Origin of the sequence: Micromonospora alfalfae (genome assembly GCF_022230925.1) — a bacterium.
GTDB classification, from domain to species: domain Bacteria; phylum Actinomycetota; class Actinomycetes; order Mycobacteriales; family Micromonosporaceae; genus Micromonospora; species Micromonospora alfalfae.
Genome location: NZ_JAKKFH010000005.1, coordinates 35,271 through 59,997 on the forward strand (window position 1 = coordinate 35,271; position 24,727 = coordinate 59,997).

Below are 24,727 nucleotides of genomic sequence, written 5' to 3' on the forward strand. Positions count from 1 at the left end.
CTAACGAGAGCACAATAACCCGCGCGCCGCTCGTCGCGTCAATAGGACCCGGTTACGGCTCGGCGTAGGCTCGGACGGGACTACTCCTGGCGGACCAACGGGAAGAGGATCGTTTCCCGAATTCCGAGGCCGGTCAGGGCCATCAAGAGCCGGTCGATTCCCATTCCCATACCGCCGGCCGGCGGCATTCCATACTCCATCGCCCGAAGAAAGTCCTCGTCGAGACGCATCGCCTCGTCGTCGCCCCGGGCGGCCAGCTGCGCCTGGGCCACCAGCCGTTCCCGCTGCACGATCGGGTCGACCAGCTCGGAGTATCCGGTGCCCAGCTCGAAGCCGAGCACGTAGAGGTCCCACTTCTCGGCCAGCCCCGGCTCGCTGCGGTGGCCCCGGGTGAGCGGGCTCGTCTCCTCCGGGTAGTCCCGTACGAAGGTGGGTGCCTCCAGGCCGGGAACGACCAGTTCCTCGAACAACTCCTCGGCCAGCTTGCCCGGGCCCCACTTCGGGTCCACCGCCAATCCGACCTTGTCCGCGTACTCCACGAGGCGGGAGCGTTCGGTGCGGACGGTGACCTCCTCGCCCAGCGCTTCGGAAAGCACGCCGAACAACGTCACTGACCGCCACTCGCCACCGAGGTCGAACTCGCGCCCGTCGGCGTGGGTCACCACCGTCGAGCCGCTCACCGCGATCGCCGCCTGTTGCACGAGATTGCGGGTCAACTCGCCGATCGTGCCGTAGTCGCCGTACGCCTGGTACGTCTCCAGCATCGCGAACTCCGGCGAGTGCGAAGAGTCGACACCCTCATTACGGAAGTTGCGGTTGATCTCGAAGACGCGATCGACGCCGCCTACCACAGCGCGCTTGAGAAACAGTTCGGGAGCGATTCGCAGATACAGATCGGTGTTCAACGCATTGCTGTGGGTCACGAACGGTCGGGCCGCCGCGCCGCCATGAAGCAGTTGCAACATCGGCGTTTCCACCTCGATGAAGCCCTGCCCGTGCAGTGAATCGCGCAGACTGCGTACCGCGGCGGCCCGGGTACGAACCATCTCCCGTGCCTGCGGCCGGACAATCAGGTCGACGTAACGCTGCCGGACGCGCGCCTCCTCGGAGAGGGGCTTGTGGGCAACCGGCAACGGTCGCAGCGCCTTGGCTGTCATTTCCCATTGCTGGGCCAACACCGACAGCTCACCCCGACGGCTGGTGATCACCTCGCCGGTCACCCCGACGTGGTCGCCCAGGTCGACGAGGCGCTTCCACGCCTCCAGCCGCTCCGGCCCGACCCGGTCCAGGGAGAGCATCGCCTGCAACTCGGTGCCGTCGCCGTCCCGGAGGGTGGCGAAGCAGAGCTTGCCCGTGTTGCGCACGAAGATCACCCGGCCGGTGACCGCCACCTGGTCGCCGGTCGCGGTGTCGGTGGGGAGGTCGGCGTAGCGCGCCCGGACCTGCGCAAGGGTGGTGGTGCGGGGAAAGCCGACCGGGTAGGGCTCGACGCCCTCGGCGAGCATCCGGTCCCGCTTCTCCCGGCGGACCTTCATCTGCTCGGGAAGGTCATCGGCGGGGTCCACTGGCACGGGGTTCTGCTCGGTCACGGCACGCTTCCTCGTCACGGAGATACAGGGGGTCAGGCCCGAGCGTACTCAAGCGGTCCGGAGGCCGTTACGGGATAACCTGCCCGTCATGGTCGATCACACTCACGCCCTGTCGTTCGGTGCCGCAGCGAGTGATTACGACCGGTTTCGGCCACGCTATCCCAAGGCTGCGGTCCGTTGGGCACTCGACGGGCTGAGCGAAGCCCGGGTGGTCGACCTCGCCGCGGGCACCGGCATCCTGACCCGCGCTGTGCTGGCACTGGGTCACGAGGTCGTACCGGTCGAGCCCGATCCGGGGATGCGGGCGCAGCTCGCCGCCAGCACCCCGGGCACGGCGGCGCTGGCGGGCAGCGCCGAGGCCATGCCGCTGCCCGACTCGACGGTCGACGCGGTGCTGGTCGGGACGGCGTACCACTGGTTCGACAGGGAGCCCGCGCACGCCGAGATCGTCCGGGTGCTCCGCCCCGGCGGGACCTTCGCCCCCATCTGGAACATCCGGGACGCCAGCGTCGACTGGGTAGCCGAACTGGGGCGCATCGCCCACTTCGGGGACAAGTCGACGAGCCAGGTCTTCGGCGAGCGCCCCGACTTCGGTCCCGCGTTCGACGCCGTCGAAAAGCGCGAGTTCACGCACCGCACCACGCTCACGCCGGACGAGCTGCTCGGCATGGTCCGCACCCGCTCGTACTGGCTCACCGCCTCCACCGACGATCAGCGACGAGTCGAGCGGGAACTGAGCGAACTCCTGAACACCCACCCTGCCCTGGTTGGCCGGGACACCATCGAACTGCCGTACCGGACGCTGGTGCTGCGCACGCGGCGGCGCTGACACCGGCGCGGAGGCCGGCCCCGACGGCGGCCGGGCTCACAGGTTGCGGTCGTAGACCATCCGCAGACCGATCAGGGTGATCATCGGCTCGTGGTGGGTGATGCTGCGACACTCGTTGATCACCAGAGAGGCGAGGCCGCCGGTGGCGATCACCGCCCGCACCTCGCCCAACTCCTCGGTCATCCGCTCGACGATCCGGTCCACCTGCCCGGCGAAGCCGAAGTACAGGCCGGCCTGGAGGCACTCGACGGTGTTCTTGCCGATCACCGAGCGGGGCTTGGTGGCCTCGACCTTGCGCAGCTGCGCGGCCCGGGCGGCCAGCGCGTCGAAGGAGATCTCGATGCCCGGGGCGAACGCGCCGCCGAGGAACTCACCGCGCTCGCTGATCACGTCGAAGTTGGTGGTGGTGCCGAAGTCCACAACGATCGACGGGCCGCCGTAGAGGGTGTACGCGGCCAGGGTGTTCACCACCCGGTCGGCGCCGACCTCCTTCGGGTTGTCGATCGCCAACTGCACCCCGGTCCGCACGCCCGGCTCGACCACCACGCTCGGCAGGTCGGCGTAGTAACGACTGAGCATGGTGCGCAGCGACCGCAGCGCGGCCGGCACCGTGGAGCAGGCGGCCACACCGGTGATGTCGACGTTGTCCGCGGCGAGCAGACCCCGGAACATCAGGCCCAGCTCGTCCGCCGTCGAACGGGCATCGGTCTTGATCCGCCAGGAGTGCACCAGCTTGTCGCCGTCGAAGGTCGCCAGCACGGTGTTGGTGTTTCCGATGTCGATGCAGAGCAGCACGCACGCAGCCTAGACAACTAGTCGACGCGCAGGTCCAGCGCGATGTCCAGGATCGGCGACGAGTGCGTCAGCGCGCCCACCGAGAGGAAGTCCACGCCGGTGGCCGCGTACCGGCCGGCCACCTCCAGGGTCAGCCCGCCGGTCGCCTCCAACTCCGCCCGGTCACCCACCGCGGCCACCGCCTCGGCAAGCACCTCCGGCGTCATGTTGTCGCAGAGCAGGAAGTCCGCACCGGCCTCTACCGCCTCCACCGCCTCGTCGACTCCGGTCACCTCGACCTGCACCGGCACCTCCGGGAAAGCCTCCCGGACCCGCCGGTAGGCCGCGGTGATGCTGCCAGCCGCCAGCTTGTGGTTGTCCTTGATCATGGCCACGTCGTAGAGGCCCATCCGCTTGTTGGTGCCGCCGCCGGCCCGCACCGCGTACTTCTCCAGCTCCCGCAGGCCCGGCGTCGTCTTGCGGGTGTCCAGCACCATCGCCTTCGAGCCGGCCAGCGCGTCCGCCCAGGCGCGGGTGTGGGTGGCCACCCCGGACATCCGGCAGAGCAGGTTGAGCGCCGTCCGCTCGGCAGTCAGCAGCAGCCGGGTCGGGCCGGTCACCGTCGCCAGCACGTCGCCGCGGGCCACCCGCTCGCCGTCGCGGGCCAGCACCGACACATCGACGGTACGACCGAAGCCAGTCACCTCGCCCACCAGCTCGAACACGGCGGCGGCCACCGCCATCCCGGCCAACACCCCGTCCGCGCGGGCCACCAGGTCGGCGGTGTCGGTCTGTTCCGCCGGAATGGTGGCCACGCTTGTGACGTCAAGGAAATCCGGGCCCAGATCCTCGACCAGCGCGCCCTCGATCACCTGCCGTACGTGCGCCGGATCCAACCCAGCCGCCCGCAACGCCGTCTCCGTCGACTCGATCACGAGTTTCCCTCCCACTGTTGCGTCACCCGGCCCTGCGCCCCGACCGCCCCCACCAGATGGCCCAGCCACCGTTCGTCGGCCGTCGGGAAGTCCTCCCGCCAGTGGCAGCCCCGGGTCTCACCACGGGCGTACGCGGCGGCAACCAGCGTCGACGCCACGGTGAGCAGGTTGGTCGCCTCCCAGTCGGCGGTCCGCGGCCGGCCCCGGGCAACGCCCAGGTCGGTCAACGTACCGGCCGTTCCCGCCAGCGTCGCCGCGGACCGGAGCACCCCGGCCCCCCGCGTCATCGCCCGTTGCAGGATCGGCGTCACCTCCGCGGGCAGCACCCAGCCCGTCCCGCCCCGCCACGCGCCGGTCTCCGCCGGCTGGGCCTGCTCGGGCAGGCCGGCCGCGATGTCCTCGGCGATCCGCCGGGAGAAGACCAGACCCTCCAGCAGCGAGTTGCTGGCCAGCCGGTTCGCGCCGTGCACGCCCGTGCAGGCGACCTCGCCGCAGGCGTACAGACCGGGGATGGAGGTGCGGCCGCGCAGATCGGTCCGAACCCCGCCGGAGGCGTAGTGGGCGGCCGGCGCCACCGGGATCAGATCGGTCGCCGGGTCCACGCCGATCGCCAGACAGGACGCCACGATCGTGGGGAACCGACCGGCCAGGAAATCGCCGCCCAGGTGCCGTGCGTCGAGGAAGACGTGGTCCGCGCCGGTGGCCAGCAGCACCCGGTGGATGCCCTTGGCCACCACGTCCCGGGGTGCCAGCTCAGCCAACTCGTGCTGGCCCACCATGAACCTCTTGCCGTCCGCGTCCACCAGGTACGCGCCCTCGCCGCGCAACGCCTCCGAGACCAGCGGCTGCTGCGCGTGCCCCGCCCCGGGCACCCCCGCGCCGGACGGCGTGATCAGGGCGGTCGGGTGGAACTGGACGAACTCCACATCGGTCACCGCCGCGCCGGCCCGCAGCGCCAGCGCCACCCCGTCCCCGGTGGAGACCGCCGGGTTGGTGGTGGCCGAGAAGATCTGCCCCATGCCGCCGGTGGCGAGCACCACGGCACGGGCGAGCAGCGCGCCGACGCCGTCCTCGCTGCCCTCACCCAACACGTGCAGGGTGATGCCGCAGGCCGGGCCGAGCCCGTCCGGGCCGTCGCCGGGCGCGCGCAGCAGATCCAGCACGAGGGCGTGCTCGACCAGCCGGATCCACGGGTCGCGCTGCACCGCGGCGTGCAGGGCCCGCTGCACCTCCGCGCCGGTGGCGTCGCCGCCGGCGTGCACGATCCGGTCCGCCCGGTGCCCGCCCTCGCGGGTCAGCATCAACGAGCCGTCCGGGTGCCTATCGAACTCGGCGCCGATCCGGATCAGCTCACGGAGCCGGGTCGGGCCCTCCTCGACCAGCACCCGGACCGCCGCCGGGTCGCACAGTCCGACCCCGGCGACCTCGGTGTCCCGGGCATGCGCCGCCGGGGTGTCGGCCGGGTCGAGCACCGCGGCGATGCCGCCCTGCGCCCACCGGGTCGAGCCGTCGTCAATGTTGACCTTGGTGACCACCGTGACGTGCAGACCGGCCTCACGCAGGTGCAGCGCCGCGGTCAACCCGGCCACGCCGGAGCCCACCACGATCACGTCGGTCGTCTCCACCCAGCCGGGCGCGGGCGCGGCCAGCAGCGCGGGCAGGGCAGGCAGGTCGACGGTCGGGAGGTCCATCCCCCCAGTCAACCCGAACCATCCTCGCCCGGGGCGGCGGGGGCGGGACGAGTGTTTTGGGCGACCCCGTCCGGCGCGCTCCGCGCCGTGCCGACAGTCAGGCAGTGGTCACTTCGTCCGGACCGGCAGACCAGCCGGGCCCGCGCCCTTCAACGAGGCGGTCACCGTACGGTCGCTGAGCCACAGGTAGCAGCGGACGCCCCGATCACCGACCCTCCAGCGCCCCGCTCCCGGCGGACGGACCACCACACCGCTGCGGAAGCGCAGCGTGGCGTCGTCAGGTACGCCCGCGTACCGGGCCAGGACGCTACGACAACCCGTGTAGAGCGGCAGCCAGTCGGCGTCCCGGGTCGGGTACGCCTTATCCGGTGCGCGCCACACCCCGACGAACTCGGCGTCGTGCCGTTTGCCGCACTCCACCGGGGTCAGCGTCTGCACACCCCGGCCGGCGCCACCGCGGGTCTGCTGGCAGCCCAGGCGCAGCCCGGTGGGCCCCTTCAACGCGTCCCGCAGACTGCCCGACCGGACCACAACTGTCGCCGCCGCCTCGACGGTGGTCAGTTCGGTGAGGTCGCAGCGGAACCACCGGGAACCCGCCGCCCATCCCAGCCCGTTGGGCAGCGCCACTGACAGCCGCAGCCTGCCGGACCGCCAGTCGTCACCCACGTAGCCGGTCGCCCGGGTGTCGCACTCGGCGAACGCGCCCCGCAGCGCGGCCGAACCACCCGCCGGAGCGGCCGTCCGCTCGGCCGGGAAAACCCCGACGTGCACGGTCTCCAAACGGTGCGGCCCGGCGCAGTCCACCGGCTCATAGTTGGCCAGGCTGACCAGATCGGTGAAGTCGGCGGTGTGACACACACCGGCGGCCGGGGTGAACGCCGACGGCGCCGGCAACGCCGCCCAGTCGTCGGTCAGATCACCGTCCAGGCCGCCGGACCCGGCGCAGCCCACCAGCAGCACTGCCGTCACGGCAGCGGCGAAGACTGTCGTCATGGCACGGCTCATCGCGGCCTCCCCCAGCCACCGACCGGCTTCCGCCAGCGTGCCCAGGGTAACCGGAAATGACCTTCTGGTAACAGACCGGAATCGCGGTACGCGGGATCAGACTCCGGACACGGCCAACGGGCTCGGCACCGGGTTCCCGGCGGTGCCGGGCGCCGCCGCAGCCGGATCGGCACCCAACTCGATCACCCTGTTGTCGGTGTCGACGTGCACGACCCGTGGCCGGTACGACCGCGCCTCGGCGTCGTCCATCTGCCCGTACGAGATCAGGATGACCAGGTCACCCGGATGCACAAGGTGCGCGGCGGCGCCGTTGATGCCGATCACGCCGCTGCCCCGCTCGCCCGGGATCACGTACGTCTCCAGCCGGGCGCCGTTGGTGATGTCCACGATCGCCACCTGCTCGCCGGGGAGCAGGTCGGCGGCGTCGAGCAGATCCTCGTCCACTGTCACCGAACCGACGTAGTGCAGGTCGGCCTGGGTCACAGTGGCTCGGTGGATCTTCGACTTGAGCATGGTCCGCAACATCGCAGTGGCCTTTCGCGGGTATCGGTGGAGGGTGGTACGGCCGGGTCAGGGGCGCGGAGCGAGGTGGATCGCCGCGTTGTCGATCAACCGGGTGGCACCCACCCAGGCGGCGATCACCAGCCGCGCCGGCCCAGCCACCGGCCCCGGTTCCAACTCGGGATCGGTGAGCACCAGGTAATCGAGGCGGGCACCGGGCGTACCGGCGCCGAACGCGGCGTGCGCGGCGGTCAGCACCGCGCCCGCGTCCAGCCCGTCGTCGGCGGCTTGCGCGCCGGCCCGCAGCGCCGCGGACAGACTCAGCGCGGCGGCCCGCTCCGGCTCACCCAGGTAACGGTTGCGGCTGGAGAGGGCCAGCCCATCCGGCTCCCGGACGGTCGGTACGCCGACCACCTCGACCGGCACGTCCAGGTCGCGGGTCATCCGCCGGACCAGGGTGAGCTGCTGGTAGTCCTTCTCGCCGAAGAACGCCAGGTCCGGCCGGGTGAGCTGGAGCAGCTTCAGCACCACGGTGAGCACCCCGTGAAAGAAGCCGGGGCGGCTCGCCCCCTCCAGCTCGGCGCCGAGCGGGCCCGGATCGAGGCGTACGCGGGGCTGCCCCTCCGGGTACATGTCCGCCACCGACGGGGCGAAGACAAGATCTGCGCCCGCCCGCCGGCACACCTCCAGGTCGGCGTCGAGGGTGCGCGGGTACCTGTCGAAGTCCTCGTTCGGCCCGAACTGCAACGGGTTCACGAAGACCGTAACCACCACGTGGTCGGCCTGTTCCCGGGCCGCCCGCAGCAACGTCTCGTGCCCGGAGTGCAGCGCACCCATCGTCATCACCACCCCGACGGTGCCCTTCAGCCCGGCCCGGGCCTCGGCCAACTCGGCGCGCGTGTGCACCACCTGGGTCACGGCGACACCTCGGTTCGCGACTGCGGGGCTCGCAGGATCGGCTCACTCCTCATGCTCACGCGGCCACCTCCCGACCACTCTCGGCCAGTACGCCGAGCAGCGACTGCGCGTCCACCGGCCGCAGCCGGCCGGCGGCGATCGCCCGGTCGGCGGTACGACGGGCCAACGCCAGGTACGCGGGAACGGATTCCGGTGCGGTGGCCGCCAACCGGGCCAGGTGCCGCTGCACGGTGCCCGCGTCGCCGCGGGAGACCGGCCCGGTCAAGGCGTCGTCGCCGAGCCGCAGCGCGTTCTCCAGGGCGGCCCGCAGCAGCGGGGCGAGGACCTTCTCCGGCCGGGACACCCCGGCGTCCCGCAACCGGTCGGTCGCCTCGTTGACCAGGGTCACCAGGTGGTTCGCGCCGTGGGCCAGCGCGGCGTGGTAGAGCGGACGATCCGACTCGGCCACCCACTCGGGCACGCCACCGAGATCGGCTACCAGCCGGGCCGCCAGCGGGCGCAACTCGGCCGGGGCGGTCACCCCGTACGAGATGCCGTCCAGCCGGGCCAGGTCGTCCGGCGTACCGGTGAAGGTCATCGCGGGGTGCAGGGCGAGCGGCCGGGCGCCGGCCGCGACGGCCGGCCCCAACACGGAAAGGCCGTGCGCTCCCGAGGTGTGCGCGACGATCTGGCCCGGGTGCAGCGCGCCCTGCTCGGCGAGGCCGGTCACCACACCGGCCAGCCTGTCGTCCGGCACGGCGATCAGCAGCAGGTCGGCGGCGGCGTCGGCCACGGCGGCGACCGGGCGGCGAGGCACCTCGGGCAACAGCAGGGCGAGGCGGGCGCGGCTGGCTCCGGAGCTGCCGGAGACGGCAACCACCCGGTGCCCGGCGGCGGCGAGCGCGGCGCCCAGCACGGCGCCGACCCGACCGGCGCCAACGACACCGACGGTGAGCAGACGGGAGGTGGCGCGGGCGCCGGGAACGGCGCTATCCCACGAGGCGGCGGGCCCGGGTGGGCCGGCCGGACGCGGGCGCAACGGTGCGCTCATGACGATGATCCAGTCCTCGAGAAGGGGTACCGGTCGATCGCAAGTATGCGCCCGGCCCGCCGAACCGGGACAAGCATGTGTGAAAACCTTCACCACCGACGAGACGGCTCGTCAGGGCGTTTCGGTCGGGGCCGACGTGATGGCGCGTAGCTCGGCGGCCACCTCGGCGATCAGGTCGCTGAGCGGGGCGTCGCTGTCGGGCGCGACCCAGCGGGCGTACGCGACCCGGAAGACCGTGGCACCCGACTCGGTGGCCAGGGTGGCAGTGGTCTCGTCGAGGCCCCTGGCGCGCAGGGCGGCGGTGACGGCGGCCACCAGTGAGCCCGTCTTGCGCAGTTCACGCTCCTGTAGCTCCGGGCTGCTCTCGATGATGGTCTGCCGCGCTCGGACCAGCTCCAGGCGGTCGGCGAAGATCTCCTCCGCCACCAGGCGGAAGGCGGCGACAACCGCCTCGAAGGGGCCGGCGTCGGTCTCGGTCACCGAGCGGACCAGGAGTTCCTCCAGGTGCCCGTTGCCGCTGAAGAGCGCCTCGCGCTTGTCGCCGAAGAGTCGGTAGAAGGTGCGTTTGTCGAGGCCGGCACGGGCGGCGATGTCCGCGACAGTTGTCTGTTCGAAGCCGCGCTCGCGGAACAACTCGAAGGCGGCCGCCTCCAGGCGGCCGCGTGCGTCAGGTTGCCAGCGAGCCATGCGGCGATGGTATCCGATGTCACACCGCGACATTAATTCGTTCCACATGTCGCGGTGTGACATCACGCGAGCTACGGTTATGTCGCAAGGTGACATCGGCACTCACGAAGGAACCACAATGCGCGTATTCGTCACTGGCGCCTCCGGCCACCTCGGCTCCGCAGTCGTCCCGGAACTGCTCTCCGCCGGGCACCAGGTCGTCGGCCTCGCCCGCTCCGACACGTCCGCCGCCGCCATCGAGAAGCTCGGTGCTCAGGCACACCGCGGCGACCTGTCCGACCTCGACGTGCTCCGGGACGAGGCAGCCGCCGCCGACGGAGTCATCCACCTGGCGTTCCGCCACGACCTCATGATCAACGGCGACCTGGCCGGCGCCGCCAGAGCTGACCTGGACGCCCTCACGGCACTCGCCGACGGCCTGGCCGACTCCGGCAAGCCCCTGGTCGGCACCGGCGGAACGGCCATGCTCGTGATGGGTGGCATCGTCGGCCGCCCCGGCACCGAACGCGACACCTTCCCGTCCGGCGGCTACCGGATCGACGCGGAGAACTTCGTGGCCGGCCTCGCCTCCCGCGGCGTGCGCTCCTCCATCGTCCGGCTCGCGCCCACAGTGCACAGTTCACTCGACCACTACGGCTTCATCACCGCCATCATCGCCGCGGCCCGCCGCAAGGGGTACGCCGCCTACGTCGGCGACGGCAGCAACCGGTGGCCGGCCGTACACACGCTCGACGCGGCAGTGCTCTACCGACTCGCCCTCGAAAAAGCCCCAGCCGGTACGCGCCTGCACGGAGCCGCCGACGAGGGCGTCCCTTTCCAGCAGATCGCGGCAGCCATCGGCGACAACCTCGGCATCCCGGTCCGAAGCATCAGCCCCGCCGAGGCCAACGACCACTTCGGCTTTCTCGGGTCGTTCGCACAGATGGACAACCCCACGTCGTCCGCCCTCACCCGCGAACTGCTGGGCTGGACTCCGACCCAGCCCGGCCTGATCGCGGACCTGCACGAAGGGCACTACTTCCAAGCCTGAACCACGAAGCCGCCCGGCGGTGACCGTAGGGTCGGCACGGCTACCCATGCTGAACCTGAGGAGAACGATGTCGATCCGGTGGCGGGACGCGATGAGCCACGCCCTCTACGGGCCGGACGGCTTCTTCGTGGCCGGCAGCGGGCCGGCCGATCACTTCCGGACCAGCGTGCACGCCTCCCCGGCCTTCGCCACCGCGCTGCTGCGCCTCCTCACACAGGTCGACGCCGCTCTCGGCCATCCGCCACGGCTCGACGTGGTCGACGTCGGGGCTGGGCGGGGGGAGCTGCTGCGTTCTCTCGTCGGGGGCGCGGTGGGGGTTTCCGGGGAGCCCGCCCACTCCGGGCGGTCAGGCTTGATCCCTCCGTGGTCGGGCTCCCCGGAAACCCTGACTCCCACGGCCTCCGCCCGTCGGTCGCCCGACGATCCGTCGTTGGTCGCCGATCGTCCGTCGCTCGCAGAGCGGATGCGTTTCACAGCAGTCGAGTACGCCAGCCGCCCCGAGAACCTGCCTGACGAGATCAACTGGGTGTCTGAGATCCCCGATGGGATCACCGGACTGTTGATCGCTACCGAATGGCTGGACAACGTCCCACTCGACGTGGCGGTGCACACCGCCGATGGCTGGCGATATGTGCTGGTCGACCCCGACAGCGGCATGGAGACGGTTGGCGAGTTGGTCAGTCCCACCGATCTTGATTGGCTGACCACCTGGTGGCCTGGTCCCGCGAGCCCTCGCGATGCGGACCGCGACCTGACCGGTGGTTCAACCTCTACCGATGCGACCAGCGGAAGCGGGTCGGGTTTCCGGGCAGCCCGGCCGGCGCAGGGATCAAGCCTGACCGCCCGGAGCCGGCCGGGCTGCCCCGAAACCCCCCACAGCGACCACCGAGCAGAGATCGGCAGACCGAGGGACGAAGCCTGGGCGAACGCGGTCCGGAAGATCAGCCGAGGGCTGGCGGTGGCCGTCGACTACGGGCACCTGAAGACGGGCCGGCCCGTGGACGGGACGTTGACCGGGTATCGGGGTGGGCGGCAGGTGCCCCCGGTGCCGGACGGGTCGAGTGACGTCACAGCGCACGTGGCAATGGACTCGGTCGCCTCCGCCGGTGCGGCGGTCGCCCGGTGCGCGTACTCCCTGGTCCTGCAGCGGGAGGCGCTGCGGGCGCTCGGGGCCGACGGCGGGCGACCGCCGCTCAGCCTGGCCGGCACCGACCCGGTCGGCTACGTGCGGGCGCTGGCCGCCGCGTCGGCGGTGGCCGAGCTGACCGACCCGGCCGGGCTCGGCGGGCACTGGTGGTTGCGCCAGCCGGTCGGCATCCCGCTCGGGCCGGCCGTGGCACGATGACGGGCATGACCACCGACGCCGGGGACCTCCGTGAACTGACCGTCGGCACCGGGGCCGGGCTGATCGCCGGCACCGGTGATCAGCAGCTCGGCACCGACATGGTGCTGAACATCGGCCCGCAGCACCCCTCCACCCACGGTGTGCTGCGGTTGAAGCTGGTGCTCGACGGCGAGCGGGTGGTCGCCTGTGAACCGATCGTCGGTTACATGCACCGGGGCGCTGAGAAGCTCTTCGAGGTGCGTGACTACCGGCAGATCATCGTGCTGGCCAACCGGCATGACTGGCTCTCGGCGTTCTCCAACGAGCTGGGCGTGGTGCTCGCTGTGGAACGCCTGATGGGCATGGAGGTGCCGGAGCGGGCCACCTGGCTGCGGATGGCCCTCGCGGAGCTGAACCGGGTGCTCAACCACCTGATGTTCCTCGGCTCGTACCCGTTGGAGATCGGGGCGATCACACCGATCTTCTACGCCTTCCGGGAACGCGAGACCATCCAGGCGGTGATGGAGGAGGTCTCCGGTGGCCGGATCCACTACATGTTCAACCGGGTGGGCGGCCTCAAGGAAGAGGTGCCGTACGGATGGACCGGGCGGGCCCGCGCGGCGATCGGCGAGGTACGCCGCCGGTTGCCCGACCTGGACCACCTGATCCGGCGTAACGAGATCTTCCTGGCCCGCACCGTCGGGGTGGGCGTGCTGTCCGCAGCGGACGCCGCCGCGTTCGGCGCGTCCGGCCCGGTGGCCAGGGCCTCGGGGCTCGACCTGGACCTGCGCCGCGACGACCCCTACCTGGCCTACGACGAGCTGGACGTGCCGGTGGTCACCAAGACCGCCGGCGACTGCCACGCCCGTTTCGAGGTGCTGCTCGACCAGGTGTACGCGTCACTGGACCTCGCCGAGCAGTGCCTCGACCGGGTGGACCGGCTGACCGGGCCGATCAACACCCGGCTGCCGAAGGTGCTCAAGGCGCCGGAGGGGCACACGTACGCCTGGACGGAGAACCCGCTCGGCATCAACGGCTACTACCTGGTGTCGCGGGGTGAGAAGACGCCGTGGCGGTTGAAGCTGCGCACCGCCTCGTACGCGAACGTGCAGGCGTTGGCCACCCTGCTCCCCGGCTGCCTGGTCCCGGATCTGATCGCGATCCTCGGCTCGATGTTCTTCGTGGTCGGCGACATCGACAAGTGACCCCGGGCCGCCTGACCGGTCACCGCCAGCGGTCGGTGGGTGGCGCGCCGCCGGCACGCGGTACGTCGTCCTGCGGCGGGTAGCCGTAGCGCTCGTCGACCCGCCGCCGGCCGGTCCGTTCCGGGGCGGGTTCCGCCTGGTGGCCGCGTTGGCGCGGTGGACGCCACTCGTCCGGCACCGGCACCCCGCCCACCGGCAGCGCGGGCCTTCCCGGCTCGGCCCGCCGACCACCGTCGTGGCGGCGCGGTTCTTCATACCGGCCGGCGTCCTCGTAGCGGCCGGCGTCCTCGTGACGGCGCGGCTCCTCGGGACGGCGCGGCTCCTCGTAGCGGTGCGGCTCCTCGTAGCGGTGCGGCTCCTCGTAGCGGGCCGCGTCCTCGTGACGGCGCGGCTCCTCGTGGCGGACGGCGGCCCAGCGGTCGGCCACCCGGTACTCGGTGCCGGTGGCGTCGGCGTGCACCTCGGCCCGACGTTCGCCGACCCGCAACTCGCGACCGTTCTCGTCGTCGCGGACGGCGGCCCACCGGTCACCGGCCCGCAGCTGCGACCAGTACTCGCCGGTGTCGTCGGCCCGCAGCGGCGGCCCGGCCTGTGGTGCCTGGACGCCTGCCCGGTCGCGCTGCTCCGACCAGCCCCGATCGTCCGGGCTGTCCCAGGATTCCGCCGGCCTCTCCGGGGTGCGGTGTGACCGGGCTGCCGGGGCTGGCTCGTCGGGCTGGGCGTACGCGTCGCGCCGGTCGGTCCACTCCGCTTCGTCCCGGCGGCCCGTCCAACCCGGCTCGTCACCGTACCCGGCTCTGGGGTGCTGCTCCGGCTCGCTCCTCGCCCGGCCGGACGGGCGCGGGGGCTGATCGGCGTCGCCGCCCCGGGTCCACTCCTGTGCGGGTGGGGTCCACTGACCGGCGTACCCGCCGCCGTAGCGACCGGGCGGCTCGGCCGGGCCACCGTCCACCACTGTGTGCCGGGTGGTGACGTGCACGGTCTCGGTGTGTCGGACCACGCCGGCCGGCCGGTGCGCCGCCTCGGGGCGGTCGTGCTCCCGGGGGCGGGCTGAGCCGTACGCGGTGCCGGCCGCCCGTTCCCCGCCGTACATCCCGGCGGCGGCCGGCGGCTCGGGGGTTTCCCGGGCGTACGCCGGCTCGTCGTCCTGGTGCTCGGGGCGCCCCCACCGGGGCGCGTCGTCGGGGCCGGACACCCGGGCGCGGCCGGCCTGCGCGTCGCCCCGGTTACGGGCCACCGGTGTGTCGTCCACCGGCGGCTCGACGGCAGCCACCCGCGCACGTCCGGCACCAGCCTGCTCGACTGCGGGGGCGGCACCGGCGAGGGCGGCGCCACTGGCGTCGAGACGGCGGCGCACCGCGGCGATCCCCTCCTGGGCCCGTTGGGCCTGGTCGAGCGCCTGGTTACCGCGCTGGGCGGCGGCCACGATCTCGCCGCGCAACTCCCGACGCAGCTCCTCGATCTCGTCCAGCAACTCGTCGGTCCGCGCCGAGGCGCCTTCGCCGTCGGGACGCAACGCGATGGAGAGGCCGATCAGCACCACAGCGAGGATGGCGAGCACCGCGGCGAACCGCAACGGGCCGTTGCCGTCGGCCACCAGCAGAATCAGCGCCGCCACCGGCGCGAGAGCGACGCCGGCCCAGAAGAGCATGGTCAGCAGCGGTGGTTGACGCCGGGCGTCGGAGGTGGCCGGGGCTGGCATGGATGTGCAGCCTACCCACGATATCCACCGGAGGGAACGGGGTCCCCGGGACGCGCGAACGCCCCCGCCCGGTCGGGGGCGAGGGCGTCCACAGCACGTGCGGAAAGCGCTCAGCTGGTGGCGAAGGCGCCATCCGAGGAGAAGATCAGACCCACGCTGATCGAGCCGTCGCGCAGCCCGCTCTTGGTCAGCGGCCCGCCCTGGTCAAGGGAGGAGAACTTGCCGAACGACAGCCCGTAGGTCTTCTCCAGGCCCGGCTTGCAGAAGGGACGCTGCTCGCACTCCGGCGGGCCACCCAGCACAGTCGCGCTGCCGGAGCACTTCGCCGCCAGCTCGGAGAGGGTCCGCACGCCGTACTTGTCGGCGAAGGCCTGGGTCACCGCGAAGGCGTTCTGGTCCTGTGCGGCGGCCGGGGTGCCGAAGGTGAGGCCGGCCTTGTCGCCCTCGGCCTTCAGCGCGGTCACCGTCGTGTTGATGTCCGGCGAGGAGACCGGCTGGGCGTTCTGGCCGTTGGCCTTGGTGTTGAGGAACTCGGCCATTGTGGCCGCGTACTCCGGGACGACCTGGATCTCGCCCTTCTCCAGGGCCGGCGCATAGAGCTCCCGGTTTCCGATCTGCTGCACCTTGACCTGGTAGCCGGCGGCGGTGAGCGCGATCCGGTACAGCTCGCCCAGGATCTGACTCTCGGCGAAGTTGCCGGCGCCCACCGTGATGTCGCCGCCCGGGCCCTTGGCGATGCCCGCGGTGAGGTTGTTGGCGCTGGCGAACTCCTCGGCCGCCACCTTGGGGGTCTTGCGGTCCTCGTTGACGGCCTTGTTGAGCTGGATCAGCTTCGGAGTGTCGAGCGTGGCGGAGACCTTGTCCAGTGCGGCGATCAACTGCGGGTTGGCCGCCTTGCTGTTGACCGCGGGAATGACGTTGTCAGAGTTCTGGAGCTTCTTGTCGTCCTGCAGAGCGATGAGCTGCTGGCCGGCGACCGGGGCGCACCCGGCGCCGGAGGCGCTCGTCTGGGGTGCGTCGGTGCCGGACGAGCCGGCGTCACCGCAGCCGGTGAGGAGTGCTGCCCCGGCGACGGCGCTGACCGCCCCGATCGCCAGACGTGTACGTGCGCGCATGTGCCCGCCTTCCGTGTCCCGGCGCGGCCCGTCCCGGGCCGGCCGCGTGTCCGACGGGCGATCCTGACTGTCGGCCGCCCGCGAATGTCCACCCAACATGCTCCGGAACCGACCGACAACTTGGGATGGACTTCGTCACCCCATCGTCACCGATTTGACGGGCGTGGGTCGCCAGCTCGACGCGGGCTCACCCGGACGGGTCAGGCGCTGCCGGTGGCGTCGGCGGCCCGGGGCCGCCCGAGGCGCTGCCGCCCGCGCCGCAGCGGTTTGGGGGTGACAAGCCGTTCGACGCCGCCGAGGACCACCTCGGCCAGCAACGCGAGCCCGGCCACCAGCACACCACCGGCGACGATCTGTCCGCCGCCGGCCGCGATACCGATGCCGAAGCCGGTCCGGATGATCTGGCCCAGGCCGCCGCCGTTGACGAAGGAGGCCAGCGCCGCTGTCGCGATCACCTGGACCGCAGCGGTACGGAACCCGGCGGCCAGGTAGGGCACCGCGAGCGGCAACTCCACGCGGCGCAGCAGTTGCCCGCCGGACAGGCCCATCCCCCGGGCCGCGTCGCGGGCCTCCGGGTCCACCTGGCGCACCCCGGTGTACGCGTTGGCCAGCAGCGGCGGCACGGCGAAGACAGCCAGTGCCACCACCACCGGTGTCTTCCCGAAGCCGCTGGCGAAGACGACCGGGAGGATGGTCAGCAGCGCCAGGGTGGGGATGGCCAGGGTGGCGTTGGAGATCAGCACCACGAGGCCGCCACCTCGACCGAGGTGCCCCAACCAGAGCCCGAGCGGCCAGGCCACGAGGCAGCCGAGCGCCACCGCCAGGGCCGAGATCGTCAGGTGCTCGCCGAGCCGGTCCAGCATGCCGCCGGGGTTGGTCCAGTTCAGTGGGTCGTTGATCCAGGTGATGGCCTGCCCGATCGGGTTTTCCGCCACGGTCACCGTGCCCTCCGGGTGGACCAGGGAGTCACCAGTCGGGCGACCAGGATGAGCAGCAGGTCGAGCACGACGGCGAGCGCCACGCAGAGCAGTGCAGCGGTCATGATCTCGGCCTTGTAGAGGTTGTTCTGAAAGCCGGCGAAGATCAACTGACCGAGCCCGCCGTGCCCGACCAGCACCCCGACAGTGACCAACGCCACCGTCGAGACCGTCGCCAGCCGTACGCCGGTCACGATGCCCGGCAGCGCCAGCGGCAGGTCGATCCGGAACAGCCGCCTCCAGCGACCGTAACCCATGCCCTCGGCGGCCTCCCGAACCTCCGGAGGCACCTGGTTGAGACCGGCCACCACGTTGCGCACGATCAGCAGCAACGCGTAGAGGACCAGCCCGACCAGCACAGTGGTCGCACCGGTGCCCAGGTAGGGGGCGATGAACGCGAAGAGCGCCAACGACGGGATCGTGTAGACCACCCCGCTGACGGCGAGGATCGGACCGGCAAGCGGACGGACCCAGTACGCCAGCACGGACAACGGCAGGGCGATCAGCACCGCGATCAGCACCGCTCGCCCGGTGAGGGAGGCGTGTTCGCGCACCGCGGCGAGGATCGTGTCAGAGTTGTCCCGCACGTACTGCCAGGAGAACCAGGGGTTACCCGGGTCGGCCCGGTAGCTCAGGCGGAAGGACATACGTGGACGTTACCCCGGAGGCTGCCGGCGTGGCCCAATCCCCTCGCGCGGCGTCGATCTCCCTGGAGGGCATCCAGAAGCGCTACCCGAACGGCACTGAAGCTGTCCGGGACCTCAGCCTGGAGGTCCGGGCCGGCGAGCTGGTGGTGCTGATCGGCCCGTCCGGCTGCGGCAAGTCGACGGTGCTGCGGATGATCAATCGCCTGATCGAACCGACCGCCGGTCGCATCACGCTCGGCGACGAGGACGTCACGAACGTCGACCCGGTGCGACTGCGCCGTCGAATCGGGTACGTGATCCAGAACGTCGGTCTCTTTCCACACCAGACCGTGCGGGCCAACGTGGCCACCGTGCCGGGCCTGCTCCGCTGGCCCAAGAGCCAGACCCGGGCCCGGGTCGACGAGCTGCTCGACCTGGTCGGACTGGACCCGGCGGAGTTCGGCGGTCGCTACCCGCACGAGCTGTCGGGTGGCCAGCGGCAGCGGGTCGGGGTGGCCCGGGCGCTCGCCGCCGACCCGGTGGTGCTGTTGATGGACGAGCCGTTCTCGGCCGTCGACCCGATCGTCCGGGCCCGCCTCCAGGAGGAGTTCCTGCGCCTCCAGGCCGAGGTACGCAAGACGATCGTGCTGGTCACCCACGACCTCGACGAGGCCGTCCGACTCGGTGACCGGATCGCTGTCCTCTCCGAGGGCGGGCACCTGGAGCAGTACGACACCCCGGCCGCGCTGCTCGGCGCACCCGCCACCGCGTTCGTACGCGAGTTCGTCGGCGCCGACCGGGGCATCCGCCGGTTGGCGGTCACCCCGCTCGACCGGGAGGCGCTGGAGCCGGTGCCCGAGGACGCCGCACCGGACCTGCCCACCGTCGCTGTGGACGGCTCGGCGTACGACGCGTTGGCGGTCCTGCTCACCTCGGGCCGCGACCGGCTCCTGGTGACCGACGCCGGCCGGCCGGTGGGCGCGTTGAGCCGACAGCGCCTCCTCGACCTCGGCCGCCCGAGCAGCTGACCCCCGTTTGGGGCAGGCACGACCGTCGCGTCTGACCCCGCCTCGGCCAGGTCAAGCGCGACCGCCCAGGCTGGCGATGCCGATGATCCACCCGGTGAGGAAGCCGTAACCGGCACCGGTGCTGGCGTCCTGCAGTGCCCCCAGGAGCGACGGCGCAGGGCCGAGCAGCGCCGCGAGCACTGCGGCCAGCCCGCCAGCCAGCACGTATGCGGCCCAGCCGGAGAAGAACTGGCTGACCGGGCCGGGCACCCGGGCGACCTGGGCCGCGGGCAACAGGTAGAGCAGCGCCACAGCGAGGACCACCAGCAGCACGGCTCGCAGGTCGGCGGCGAACAACCCGCCGGCCTGCCCGTCCGCGTCGAGCCGCCAGGCCGGCCAGGCGAGCAGGCGCGCGTAGAAGGCCCCGGCCGACTCCGGGTCGGTGAGGGTGACGGCCCATCCGGTGTACGCCGGACTGCCGCAGATGCCGACCAGCAGCAACACGGCGAGCGCGCCGGTGCCGGCGGCCGTGCCGTAGCGGCTGACCGGGCCGGAACGGTTGACGAGCGACGCGATCCGCCCAGACCCCGAGCCGGTGGCTCGGGTGGACCTGGGCTGCCCCGAGCGGCTCAGTGCTTCATCAGGTAGTCGATGAAGGCGGCCCGCAGCAGCGGCGCCGACTCCTCGTAGCCGTGACCGGTCAGCTCCCGCCACAGCGCGTTGGCCTCGTCGATCGTCGGGCCGATCGAGTTCGGGGCGCCATCCAGCACCGTGGCCTCGTCCGCGTTCGGCAGGTGGCGCAGCACCGACCAGAAGAAGCCCACGTCCCGGTGCTCCCGGGCCCGGGCGAACGCCCGCTCCCGCAACTCCTCGGTGGACAGCGCGTCAAGCTCCTCGAACGAGGTTCCGCCCGGGGTGGCGGCAGGTGAGTCGGTCATGTCGCCGAGCCTAACTGTCGAGATCAGCTCCGGCTCGGCGGACGCGACGCGGCTCACCGCTCATCGGTGTCCCACCGTCGCGGGCCGTCCTCCCACCGGGGATCCCGCCACGGGTCGACCGGTTGCGGCGCGGCCTGGGTCGGCAGCGTGGGAGGCCAGTTGTCGACGGACTGCGGCTGCGGTGTGGTCCAGCCCGAGCTGATCGTGCCGTCGCTGACCGGCTCGGGCCGCTCAGGGCCGCCCGGTCGAGGCCGCCCGAGCGTCTCGACCAGCCGGGTGGCCAGCAGCCCGACGCCGAGCGCCGCCCCGCCGACCACCCAGTTGCTCAGCGTCCAGCCACGCTCCGGCGCGTACACCTGGAAGACAGTGACCAGGCCGACCGCCAGCAGCGTGCCGAACACCCCGCCCCGGCGGCCGTACGCGCTGGTGCCGGCGAGCAGGGCCACCCCGATGGCCAGCACTGTCCAGTCCAGCCCCGAGGTGGGCGCCACCGGCCCGGGGCCGTTGGCGGCGAGCAGCACGCCGGCCAGAGCGGCAAGCACCGTGGAGACGACAAGCGCGACGGCGGTCACCACTGCGGCCACCGCGCCCCGCCGACGGGCCGGGTCGGCGATCGGTCGGTACCTGCCGACGAGCCTGCGGATCGCCCGGATCGCGCCGAACAGCCCGCCCAGGACGGCCACCGCGGCGAAGCCGGCGAAGAGGTAACCGGCGCTGCTGGTGGGGTCGTAGTCGCCCTGCACCAGCACTGGCGCCGAGCGGCGTTCGATGTACACCACCACGGCGGCGGCGCCGGCCAGGCTGGCGGCCCAGCCCGGCACGTGCAGCACCACCACTGCCAGCGCCAACGCCAACCCACCCACCGCGGCGACCGCCACGGCCGGGCCGAGCGACGCCGGCAGGCCCCGGTCACCCTGCTCGGCGTAGTGCAGGGCGGCCGCCACCGCGATCGGGCCGACGGCCAGGTTCGGCGCGGACGTCCGCAGGCTCAGCCCTGCGGCCAGGGCGAGCAACCCCAGCCCGACCGCGTCGATCAGCAGCGTGCGCAGGTTGCCGTCGCGCACCGCGGCCGGATCCTCCCGCCAGAGCAGCCAGCTCACGGCGGCCAGCCCGGCCAGCAGCAGCAGCTCCCACCCCAGGTGTACGCCGATCCGGTCCCGGCCGGGCTCACCGTGGGCGGGATCGTCGAAGACGTTGTCCAGGACGGCGGCCGGCACCCCCGACGAGGGTTCGGCCGACCGGTCCCGGCCCGCTTCTTCGTACCCCATGACGCCGCCTCCCCAGTGGCCGACCGTCCCCAGTCCGGCGCACGGACGGACCCTGGGCGGCCCTTGCTCCCCGATCGCAGGCACCGTACCCGCGACCGCAGCCGGGCGTAACCCCCTGCTCAGCGCTGGCCGGGGCGGCTCTCCCGCGGGTCCTGCTCGCGCTCGTCGTCAGGGCGTTCCGGCACCCGGCAGGAGCGCTCCAACCAGAGCGCGGCACCAACAAGTGCCAGCGAGGCGAGCAGGCCTCCGCCGGCGGCCGGTCGATCGTCCAGGGCGGCGCGGGTGGTCTCCACGAAGAGCCAGCCGGTGAGCCCCGCGTAGAAGCCCGCGAAGATCGCGGCGGCCAGTGCCGACGCCTTGGCCAGCACCACGAAACGGGCGACCAACAGCGGATTGACCGGCTCCCGACCCGGCTTGCGCTCGATCCGGCCCCGGGTGTTGATCGCGGCGTACGCCTCCAGCACCGCGAGCCCGGCCAGCGTCACCACCGGCAGCCAGGGCAGCCGGGGAATGCCGCTGTAGTAGAGGGTGCTGATCAGCAGCCAGGCCACCGCCGCCGCAGCCAGGCCTGCCACGACCAGGGTCGAGATCCGGGTGGGGCCCATCCGCGACCCGTCCGGGCCCGACCCGCGGGGTGGGGGCTTCGCCTGCGTCATGCCGGCCGGTTCCGCTCGGTCATGCCGTCGACTCTAACGCCAACTCCGGCCGGGGACGCAGTTCCAACGCCTCGTCAGCGGCGGGGCCGGTGGTCAGCAGGTCGGTCAGCCAGCCGTGACCGGGCAGCCGACCGTACGGCTGGATGTCGATCCACGGACGCAGCACGAAGGCGCGCAGGTGCGCCCGGGGGTGCGGCAGGGTCAGCTCCTCCTCGTCGCTGAGCACCGGCTCGTCGTCGTCGCCCCAGACCGCGATCACGTCCACGTCGAGGGTGCGCGGCCCGAACCGCCGCTGCGGGTCACGGACCCGGCCGGCCGCGCGCTCCGCGTCGCGGGCCCGCTCCAGCCAGTCGCGCGCTGTCGCGCTCTCGTCCTGCACGAGCACCACCGCGTTGAGGTACGCGGGCTGATCGGTGTCACCCCACGGTGGAGTCTCGTACACCCCGGAGAGCACGAGCACCGCGTCGCCGAGGGTGGCGACGGCCGTGCGCAGGTGCTCCAGGCGGTCGCCCAGGTTGCTGCCGAGCGAGAGAACCGCCCGGGTCACCGGGTACGCGCCCGGGTCATGGTGACGGCCACGTCGGCGAAGGTGTGCGGCACCGGAGCCTCCGGCTTGTGCACGGTGATCGTCGCGGCGTCGACCCGAACGTCTGCCAGGCAGACCGCGAGGAGCCGGTCCGCCAGGGTCTCGATCAGGTTGACTGGCTCACCGGTCACCACCGCGACCAGGCGCTCGGCCAACTCGCCGTAGTGCACTGTGGCGGTGACGTCGTCACTGGCGGCGGCCGGGCCGAGGTCCAGCTCCAGGACGGCGTCGACCACGAAGTCCTGCCCCTGTTCGCGTTCGAAGTCGTACACCCCGTGCCGACCATGCGCCCGCAGGCCGGTCAGCTGGATCCGGTCCGTCGTCATCGCCGTACCCCCTGCTCGTGATCGTCTTGCGTCCGCATCCTGTCGTGCGGCGGCACGACCAGGCGGGGGCTGCCGGTCGCCGCCCAGACGGCGAGCGCGTCGGCGGTGGCCCGCACGTCGTGCACGCGTACGCCCCAGGCGCCCGCGGCGACCGCCAGCACACTGGTGGCCACGGTGGCCGCCTCCCGCTGGGCGGTCGGTCGCGGCGTACCGTCCGCGGCGGCGAGCAACCCACCGAGGTACGACTTACGGCTCGCGCCGAAGAGCAGCGGGTAGCCGAGATCCAGCAACTCCGGCAGGCGGGCGCTGAGCTCCCAGTTGTGCGCGGCCGTCTTGGCGAAGCCGAGCCCGGGGTCGACGATGAGGCGGTCGGCGGCAACCCCGGCGGCCAGCGCCGCGTCGATCCGTTGGGCCAACTCGGCCCGGACCTCGGCCACCACGTCCGTGTAGGTGGCCAACTCGCGCATGGCACGGGAGTGCCCACGCCAGTGCATCAGCACCCAGGGGCAGTGCGCGTCGCGGACCACCCGGGCCATGTCCGGGTCGGCCAGGCCACCGGAGACGTCGTTGACCACTGCCGCGCCGGCGGCCAGGGCGGCCTCCGCGACCCGCGCGCGGCTGGTGTCGACGCTGACCGCCACACCGGCGGCGGTCAGCTCGCGAATGACCGGCAACACCCGCTCGGCCTCGGTCGCGGCGTCGATCCGCTCGGCACCCGGACGGGTCGACTCGCCGCCGATGTCGACCAGCTGCGCACCGGCGTCCCGTAGACGGACGCCGTGTCCGACGGCGGCGTCCAGGTCGGCGTACCGTCCGCCGTCGGAGAAGGAGTCCGGTGTGACGTTGAGGACGCCCATCACCACCGGGCCCGAAGCCCGCACCAGATCGGTCACGACTAGACGGTACCGGTCGCGGTGGCGGTGCCCAGCGACCCGGGTAGGCCCCGCACCACTGCCCCTGACGTGCCGATTGGAACAGGTGTACGATCGGTCATCTGGGCAGTATCGGGCAGCCCCTTCGCGGCTTGTCGCAATCCGGGGCGGCCCGTACGCTTTGGAATTGGCCAGCATCGAGATGGCGAAGCTTGGAGGGAGGGCCGAAGCGGGGGAAAACCGCCCAAACCTCGCCACCCTCCGTGGTGAGTAACGAACACAGGGTCAAGAACGCCATGCCCTGTGGAGCACTTTTCCCGCCAGGCTTGCCTATTGCACCGCCGCGGCACCGCCGGCCGCGCTATGGGGAGGTTCCAGTGATCGCCTTCGAGCTCATGGAGACGGCGTCGTCCGGCGTCGCCCACGCGCTCTCCACCCTGGCGTCGGCTCCACTCGCGGAGCCGGCACCGAAGGGGATCGACACGAACAGTGTCGTCACCTTCTTCGCCAGCAAGATCGCGCCGATCCTGCTCGCCGTCCTGGGTGTCATCTTCATCGGCCGCGCCAGCCGAGGCGAGATCTCCAAGGTGCTGACCAGCTCCGCGATCGCCATCGTCGGGCTCGCCTTCATCGCGGGCGCGGCAACACTCTTCTTCGTCGGCGATTACCTGATCGACCTGATCTTCGAATAGGCGCGTTCACCAGATGCGGCTACGCACCGACGACGACATCTACCGGGCCCGCCTGGTCTACCTCGGGCCGCCCGGCTACACCCTTCCGGTTCACCTGCCCTACGCCCAGTACGGGCTCTTCATGCTGCTGGTCCCCCTCTACATGTTCATCCACTGGCTGTTCACGTTGACGGTCGAGCTCTTCCCAGCCTGGGAGATCGCGCTCGCCATCGTGACCACGTCGTTCATCTTCCGGCACGTCGACCCCGATCGGCCGGCGCGGGTGGTCATCCGCACCGCGCTGACCGACTGGCGACGCACCCGGGAGCCGGCGGTCGAGCAGCGCGATCCGCGCCTGGTCGGCAGCCGGATCAGGATTCGGGAGGAGCTGGCATGACCGGACGTACGTCGAACGGTCCGTCGCAGGACGCGGGCATGGGTCTGCCGACAGTCGCCGAGGCGATC

Annotated in this window: 27 protein-coding genes; 7 read left to right on the top strand and 20 right to left on the bottom strand. The window is 72.1% G+C overall.

Annotated elements, in window-relative coordinates; genetic code table 11:
• Window positions 1-80: 80 nt before the first annotated feature.
• Window positions 81-1,589, bottom strand: a complete 1,509-nt coding sequence (lysS, locus tag MED01_RS03985; RefSeq protein WP_238667203.1) for a lysine--tRNA ligase — start codon at window positions 1,587-1,589, stop codon at window positions 81-83.
• Between the two features lie 88 nt (window positions 1,590-1,677).
• On the opposite strand from lysS, the gene MED01_RS03990 reads away from it, so the two are divergent.
• Window positions 1,678-2,418 carry a class I SAM-dependent methyltransferase gene (locus MED01_RS03990; RefSeq protein ID WP_238667204.1) on the top strand — a complete coding sequence of 247 codons (741 nt, stop codon included), beginning with the start codon at window positions 1,678-1,680 and terminating at the stop codon, window positions 2,416-2,418.
• Between the two features lie 36 nt (window positions 2,419-2,454).
• On the opposite strand, the gene MED01_RS03995 is transcribed toward MED01_RS03990, so the two are convergent.
• The 8 genes from MED01_RS03995 to MED01_RS04030 all read right to left on the bottom strand — a co-directional run bounded on the left by MED01_RS03995 (window position 2,455) and on the right by MED01_RS04030 (window position 9,959).
• Window positions 2,455-3,213: a type III pantothenate kinase gene (locus MED01_RS03995; RefSeq protein ID WP_238667205.1), complete on the bottom strand. Its 759-nt coding sequence runs from the start codon at window positions 3,211-3,213 to the stop codon at window positions 2,455-2,457.
• Between the two features lie 17 nt (window positions 3,214-3,230).
• Window positions 3,231-4,127 (bottom strand): carboxylating nicotinate-nucleotide diphosphorylase, encoded by an 897-nt coding sequence (gene nadC / locus MED01_RS04000; RefSeq protein ID WP_238667206.1) that lies wholly within the window; start codon window positions 4,125-4,127, stop codon window positions 3,231-3,233.
• Complete coding sequence (locus MED01_RS04005; protein ID WP_238667207.1) at window positions 4,124-5,818, bottom strand: L-aspartate oxidase; 1,695 nt, start codon at window positions 5,816-5,818, stop codon at window positions 4,124-4,126. The genes nadC and MED01_RS04005 overlap by 4 nt, the downstream gene beginning before the upstream one ends.
• Before the next feature lie 108 nt (window positions 5,819-5,926).
• Window positions 5,927-6,823, bottom strand: a complete 897-nt coding sequence (locus MED01_RS04010) for a septum formation family protein (RefSeq protein WP_238667208.1) — start codon at window positions 6,821-6,823, stop codon at window positions 5,927-5,929.
• 96 nt (window positions 6,824-6,919) lie between these two features.
• Window positions 6,920-7,348, bottom strand: coding sequence for an aspartate 1-decarboxylase (panD, locus tag MED01_RS04015; protein WP_196920095.1), 429 nt, complete (start codon window positions 7,346-7,348; stop codon window positions 6,920-6,922).
• A gap of 45 nt (window positions 7,349-7,393) precedes the next feature.
• Entirely contained in the window at window positions 7,394-8,242 is an 849-nt protein-coding gene (panC, locus tag MED01_RS04020) for a pantoate--beta-alanine ligase (RefSeq protein WP_238667209.1), read from the bottom strand.
• A 55-nt stretch (window positions 8,243-8,297) separates the two neighbouring features.
• Complete coding sequence (locus MED01_RS04025) at window positions 8,298-9,272, bottom strand: Rossmann-like and DUF2520 domain-containing protein (protein ID WP_238667210.1); 975 nt, start codon at window positions 9,270-9,272, stop codon at window positions 8,298-8,300.
• 111 nt (window positions 9,273-9,383) lie between these two features.
• Window positions 9,384-9,959, bottom strand: coding sequence for a TetR family transcriptional regulator (locus MED01_RS04030; RefSeq protein WP_238667211.1), 576 nt, complete (start codon window positions 9,957-9,959; stop codon window positions 9,384-9,386).
• Window positions 9,960-10,077: 118 nt separating this feature from the next.
• Here MED01_RS04030 and MED01_RS04035 point away from each other — a divergent pair, with 118 nt between their 5' ends.
• The 3 genes from MED01_RS04035 (at window position 10,078) to MED01_RS04045 (ending at window position 13,518) form a co-directional block, all read left to right on the top strand.
• Complete coding sequence (locus MED01_RS04035) at window positions 10,078-10,989, top strand: SDR family oxidoreductase (protein WP_238667212.1); 912 nt, start codon at window positions 10,078-10,080, stop codon at window positions 10,987-10,989.
• 67 nt (window positions 10,990-11,056) lie between these two features.
• On the top strand, window positions 11,057-12,334 hold the full coding sequence (locus MED01_RS04040) for an SAM-dependent methyltransferase (RefSeq protein ID WP_238667213.1): 1,278 nt from the start codon (window positions 11,057-11,059) through the stop codon (window positions 12,332-12,334).
• Window positions 12,331-13,518, top strand: coding sequence for an NADH-quinone oxidoreductase subunit D (locus MED01_RS04045; protein ID WP_181539454.1), 1,188 nt, complete (start codon window positions 12,331-12,333; stop codon window positions 13,516-13,518). The genes MED01_RS04040 and MED01_RS04045 overlap by 4 nt, the downstream gene beginning before the upstream one ends.
• 19 nt (window positions 13,519-13,537) lie before the next feature.
• On the opposite strand, the gene MED01_RS04050 is transcribed toward MED01_RS04045, so the two are convergent.
• The 4 genes from MED01_RS04050 to MED01_RS04065 all read right to left on the bottom strand — a co-directional run bounded on the left by MED01_RS04050 (window position 13,538) and on the right by MED01_RS04065 (window position 17,959).
• Entirely contained in the window at window positions 13,538-15,220 is a 1,683-nt protein-coding gene (locus MED01_RS04050; RefSeq protein ID WP_238667214.1) for a hypothetical protein, read from the bottom strand.
• 110 nt (window positions 15,221-15,330) lie between these two features.
• Window positions 15,331-16,335, bottom strand: a complete 1,005-nt coding sequence (locus tag MED01_RS04055; protein WP_238667215.1) for a glycine betaine ABC transporter substrate-binding protein — start codon at window positions 16,333-16,335, stop codon at window positions 15,331-15,333.
• A gap of 200 nt (window positions 16,336-16,535) precedes the next feature.
• Entirely contained in the window at window positions 16,536-17,276 is a 741-nt protein-coding gene (locus MED01_RS04060; RefSeq protein ID WP_210780819.1) for an ABC transporter permease, read from the bottom strand.
• Complete coding sequence (locus MED01_RS04065; protein WP_091403225.1) at window positions 17,273-17,959, bottom strand: ABC transporter permease; 687 nt, start codon at window positions 17,957-17,959, stop codon at window positions 17,273-17,275. Before MED01_RS04065 ends, MED01_RS04060 begins: the two co-directional genes overlap by 4 nt.
• 2 nt (window positions 17,960-17,961) lie before the next feature.
• Between MED01_RS04065 and MED01_RS04070 the strand changes: the two genes are divergently transcribed.
• Window positions 17,962-18,966, top strand: a complete 1,005-nt coding sequence (locus MED01_RS04070; protein ID WP_372493574.1) for an ABC transporter ATP-binding protein — start codon at window positions 17,962-17,964, stop codon at window positions 18,964-18,966.
• A 51-nt stretch (window positions 18,967-19,017) separates the two neighbouring features.
• Here the strand turns inward: MED01_RS04070 and MED01_RS04075 are convergent, their stop codons facing one another.
• The 7 genes from MED01_RS04075 to folP all read right to left on the bottom strand — a co-directional run bounded on the left by MED01_RS04075 (window position 19,018) and on the right by folP (window position 23,612).
• Window positions 19,018-19,449, bottom strand: a complete 432-nt coding sequence (locus tag MED01_RS04075) for a hypothetical protein (protein ID WP_372493575.1) — start codon at window positions 19,447-19,449, stop codon at window positions 19,018-19,020.
• Window positions 19,450-19,574: 125 nt separating this feature from the next.
• Window positions 19,575-19,883: a hypothetical protein gene (locus MED01_RS04080; RefSeq protein WP_091403607.1), complete on the bottom strand. Its 309-nt coding sequence runs from the start codon at window positions 19,881-19,883 to the stop codon at window positions 19,575-19,577.
• 53 nt (window positions 19,884-19,936) lie between these two features.
• The gene (locus MED01_RS04085; protein ID WP_238667217.1) at window positions 19,937-21,151 is read right to left on the bottom strand and encodes an ABC transporter permease; all 1,215 of its coding nucleotides are present in this window, start codon (window positions 21,149-21,151) and stop codon (window positions 19,937-19,939) included.
• Between the two features lie 119 nt (window positions 21,152-21,270).
• Entirely contained in the window at window positions 21,271-21,807 is a 537-nt protein-coding gene (locus MED01_RS04090; RefSeq protein WP_238667218.1) for a DUF3180 domain-containing protein, read from the bottom strand.
• Window positions 21,808-21,826: 19 nt separating this feature from the next.
• Window positions 21,827-22,354 (bottom strand): 2-amino-4-hydroxy-6-hydroxymethyldihydropteridine diphosphokinase, encoded by a 528-nt coding sequence (gene folK, locus MED01_RS04095; protein WP_238667219.1) that lies wholly within the window; start codon window positions 22,352-22,354, stop codon window positions 21,827-21,829.
• Window positions 22,351-22,719 (bottom strand): dihydroneopterin aldolase, encoded by a 369-nt coding sequence (folB, locus tag MED01_RS04100; RefSeq protein WP_238667220.1) that lies wholly within the window; start codon window positions 22,717-22,719, stop codon window positions 22,351-22,353. The genes folK and folB overlap by 4 nt, the downstream gene beginning before the upstream one ends.
• Window positions 22,716-23,612, bottom strand: a complete 897-nt coding sequence (gene folP, locus MED01_RS04105; RefSeq protein ID WP_238667221.1) for a dihydropteroate synthase — start codon at window positions 23,610-23,612, stop codon at window positions 22,716-22,718. Before folP ends, folB begins: the two co-directional genes overlap by 4 nt.
• Window positions 23,613-23,968: 356 nt before the next feature.
• Between folP and MED01_RS04110 the strand changes: the two genes are divergently transcribed.
• Both MED01_RS04110 and MED01_RS04115 read left to right on the top strand, forming a co-directional pair.
• Window positions 23,969-24,283 (top strand): hypothetical protein, encoded by a 315-nt coding sequence (locus tag MED01_RS04110; protein ID WP_030327982.1) that lies wholly within the window; start codon window positions 23,969-23,971, stop codon window positions 24,281-24,283.
• 13 nt (window positions 24,284-24,296) lie between these two features.
• A complete protein-coding gene (locus MED01_RS04115) occupies window positions 24,297-24,659 on the top strand; it encodes a hypothetical protein (RefSeq protein WP_053654782.1) in 363 nt (120 codons plus the stop codon).
• The last annotated feature ends 68 nt before the right edge of the window (window positions 24,660-24,727 follow it).

Coding starts and splice junctions, on each gene's coding strand:
- MED01_RS04085 (WP_238667217.1), bottom strand. CDS start 21,151: ATGGGGTACGAAGAAGCGGGCCGGGACCGGTCGGCCGAACCCTCGTCG.
- MED01_RS04065 (WP_091403225.1), bottom strand. CDS start 17,959: ATGTCCTTCCGCCTGAGCTACCGGGCCGACCCGGGTAACCCCTGGTTC.
- MED01_RS04090 (WP_238667218.1), bottom strand. CDS start 21,807: ATGACGCAGGCGAAGCCCCCACCCCGCGGGTCGGGCCCGGACGGGTCG.
- MED01_RS04010 (WP_238667208.1), bottom strand. CDS start 6,823: ATGAGCCGTGCCATGACGACAGTCTTCGCCGCTGCCGTGACGGCAGTG.
- MED01_RS04115 (WP_053654782.1), top strand. CDS start 24,297: ATGCGGCTACGCACCGACGACGACATCTACCGGGCCCGCCTGGTCTAC.
- MED01_RS04050 (WP_238667214.1), bottom strand. CDS start 15,220: ATGCCAGCCCCGGCCACCTCCGACGCCCGGCGTCAACCACCGCTGCTG.
- MED01_RS04005 (WP_238667207.1), bottom strand. CDS start 5,818: ATGGACCTCCCGACCGTCGACCTGCCTGCCCTGCCCGCGCTGCTGGCC.
- MED01_RS03990 (WP_238667204.1), top strand. CDS start 1,678: ATGGTCGATCACACTCACGCCCTGTCGTTCGGTGCCGCAGCGAGTGAT.
- MED01_RS04055 (WP_238667215.1), bottom strand. CDS start 16,335: ATGCGCGCACGTACACGTCTGGCGATCGGGGCGGTCAGCGCCGTCGCC.
- MED01_RS04025 (WP_238667210.1), bottom strand. CDS start 9,272: ATGAGCGCACCGTTGCGCCCGCGTCCGGCCGGCCCACCCGGGCCCGCC.
- MED01_RS04080 (WP_091403607.1), bottom strand. CDS start 19,883: ATGACCGACTCACCTGCCGCCACCCCGGGCGGAACCTCGTTCGAGGAG.
- MED01_RS04040 (WP_238667213.1), top strand. CDS start 11,057: ATGTCGATCCGGTGGCGGGACGCGATGAGCCACGCCCTCTACGGGCCG.
- panD (WP_196920095.1), bottom strand. CDS start 7,348: ATGTTGCGGACCATGCTCAAGTCGAAGATCCACCGAGCCACTGTGACC.
- MED01_RS04030 (WP_238667211.1), bottom strand. CDS start 9,959: ATGGCTCGCTGGCAACCTGACGCACGCGGCCGCCTGGAGGCGGCCGCC.
- MED01_RS04045 (WP_181539454.1), top strand. CDS start 12,331: ATGACGGGCATGACCACCGACGCCGGGGACCTCCGTGAACTGACCGTC.
- MED01_RS04035 (WP_238667212.1), top strand. CDS start 10,078: ATGCGCGTATTCGTCACTGGCGCCTCCGGCCACCTCGGCTCCGCAGTC.
- folB (WP_238667220.1), bottom strand. CDS start 22,719: ATGACGACGGACCGGATCCAGCTGACCGGCCTGCGGGCGCATGGTCGG.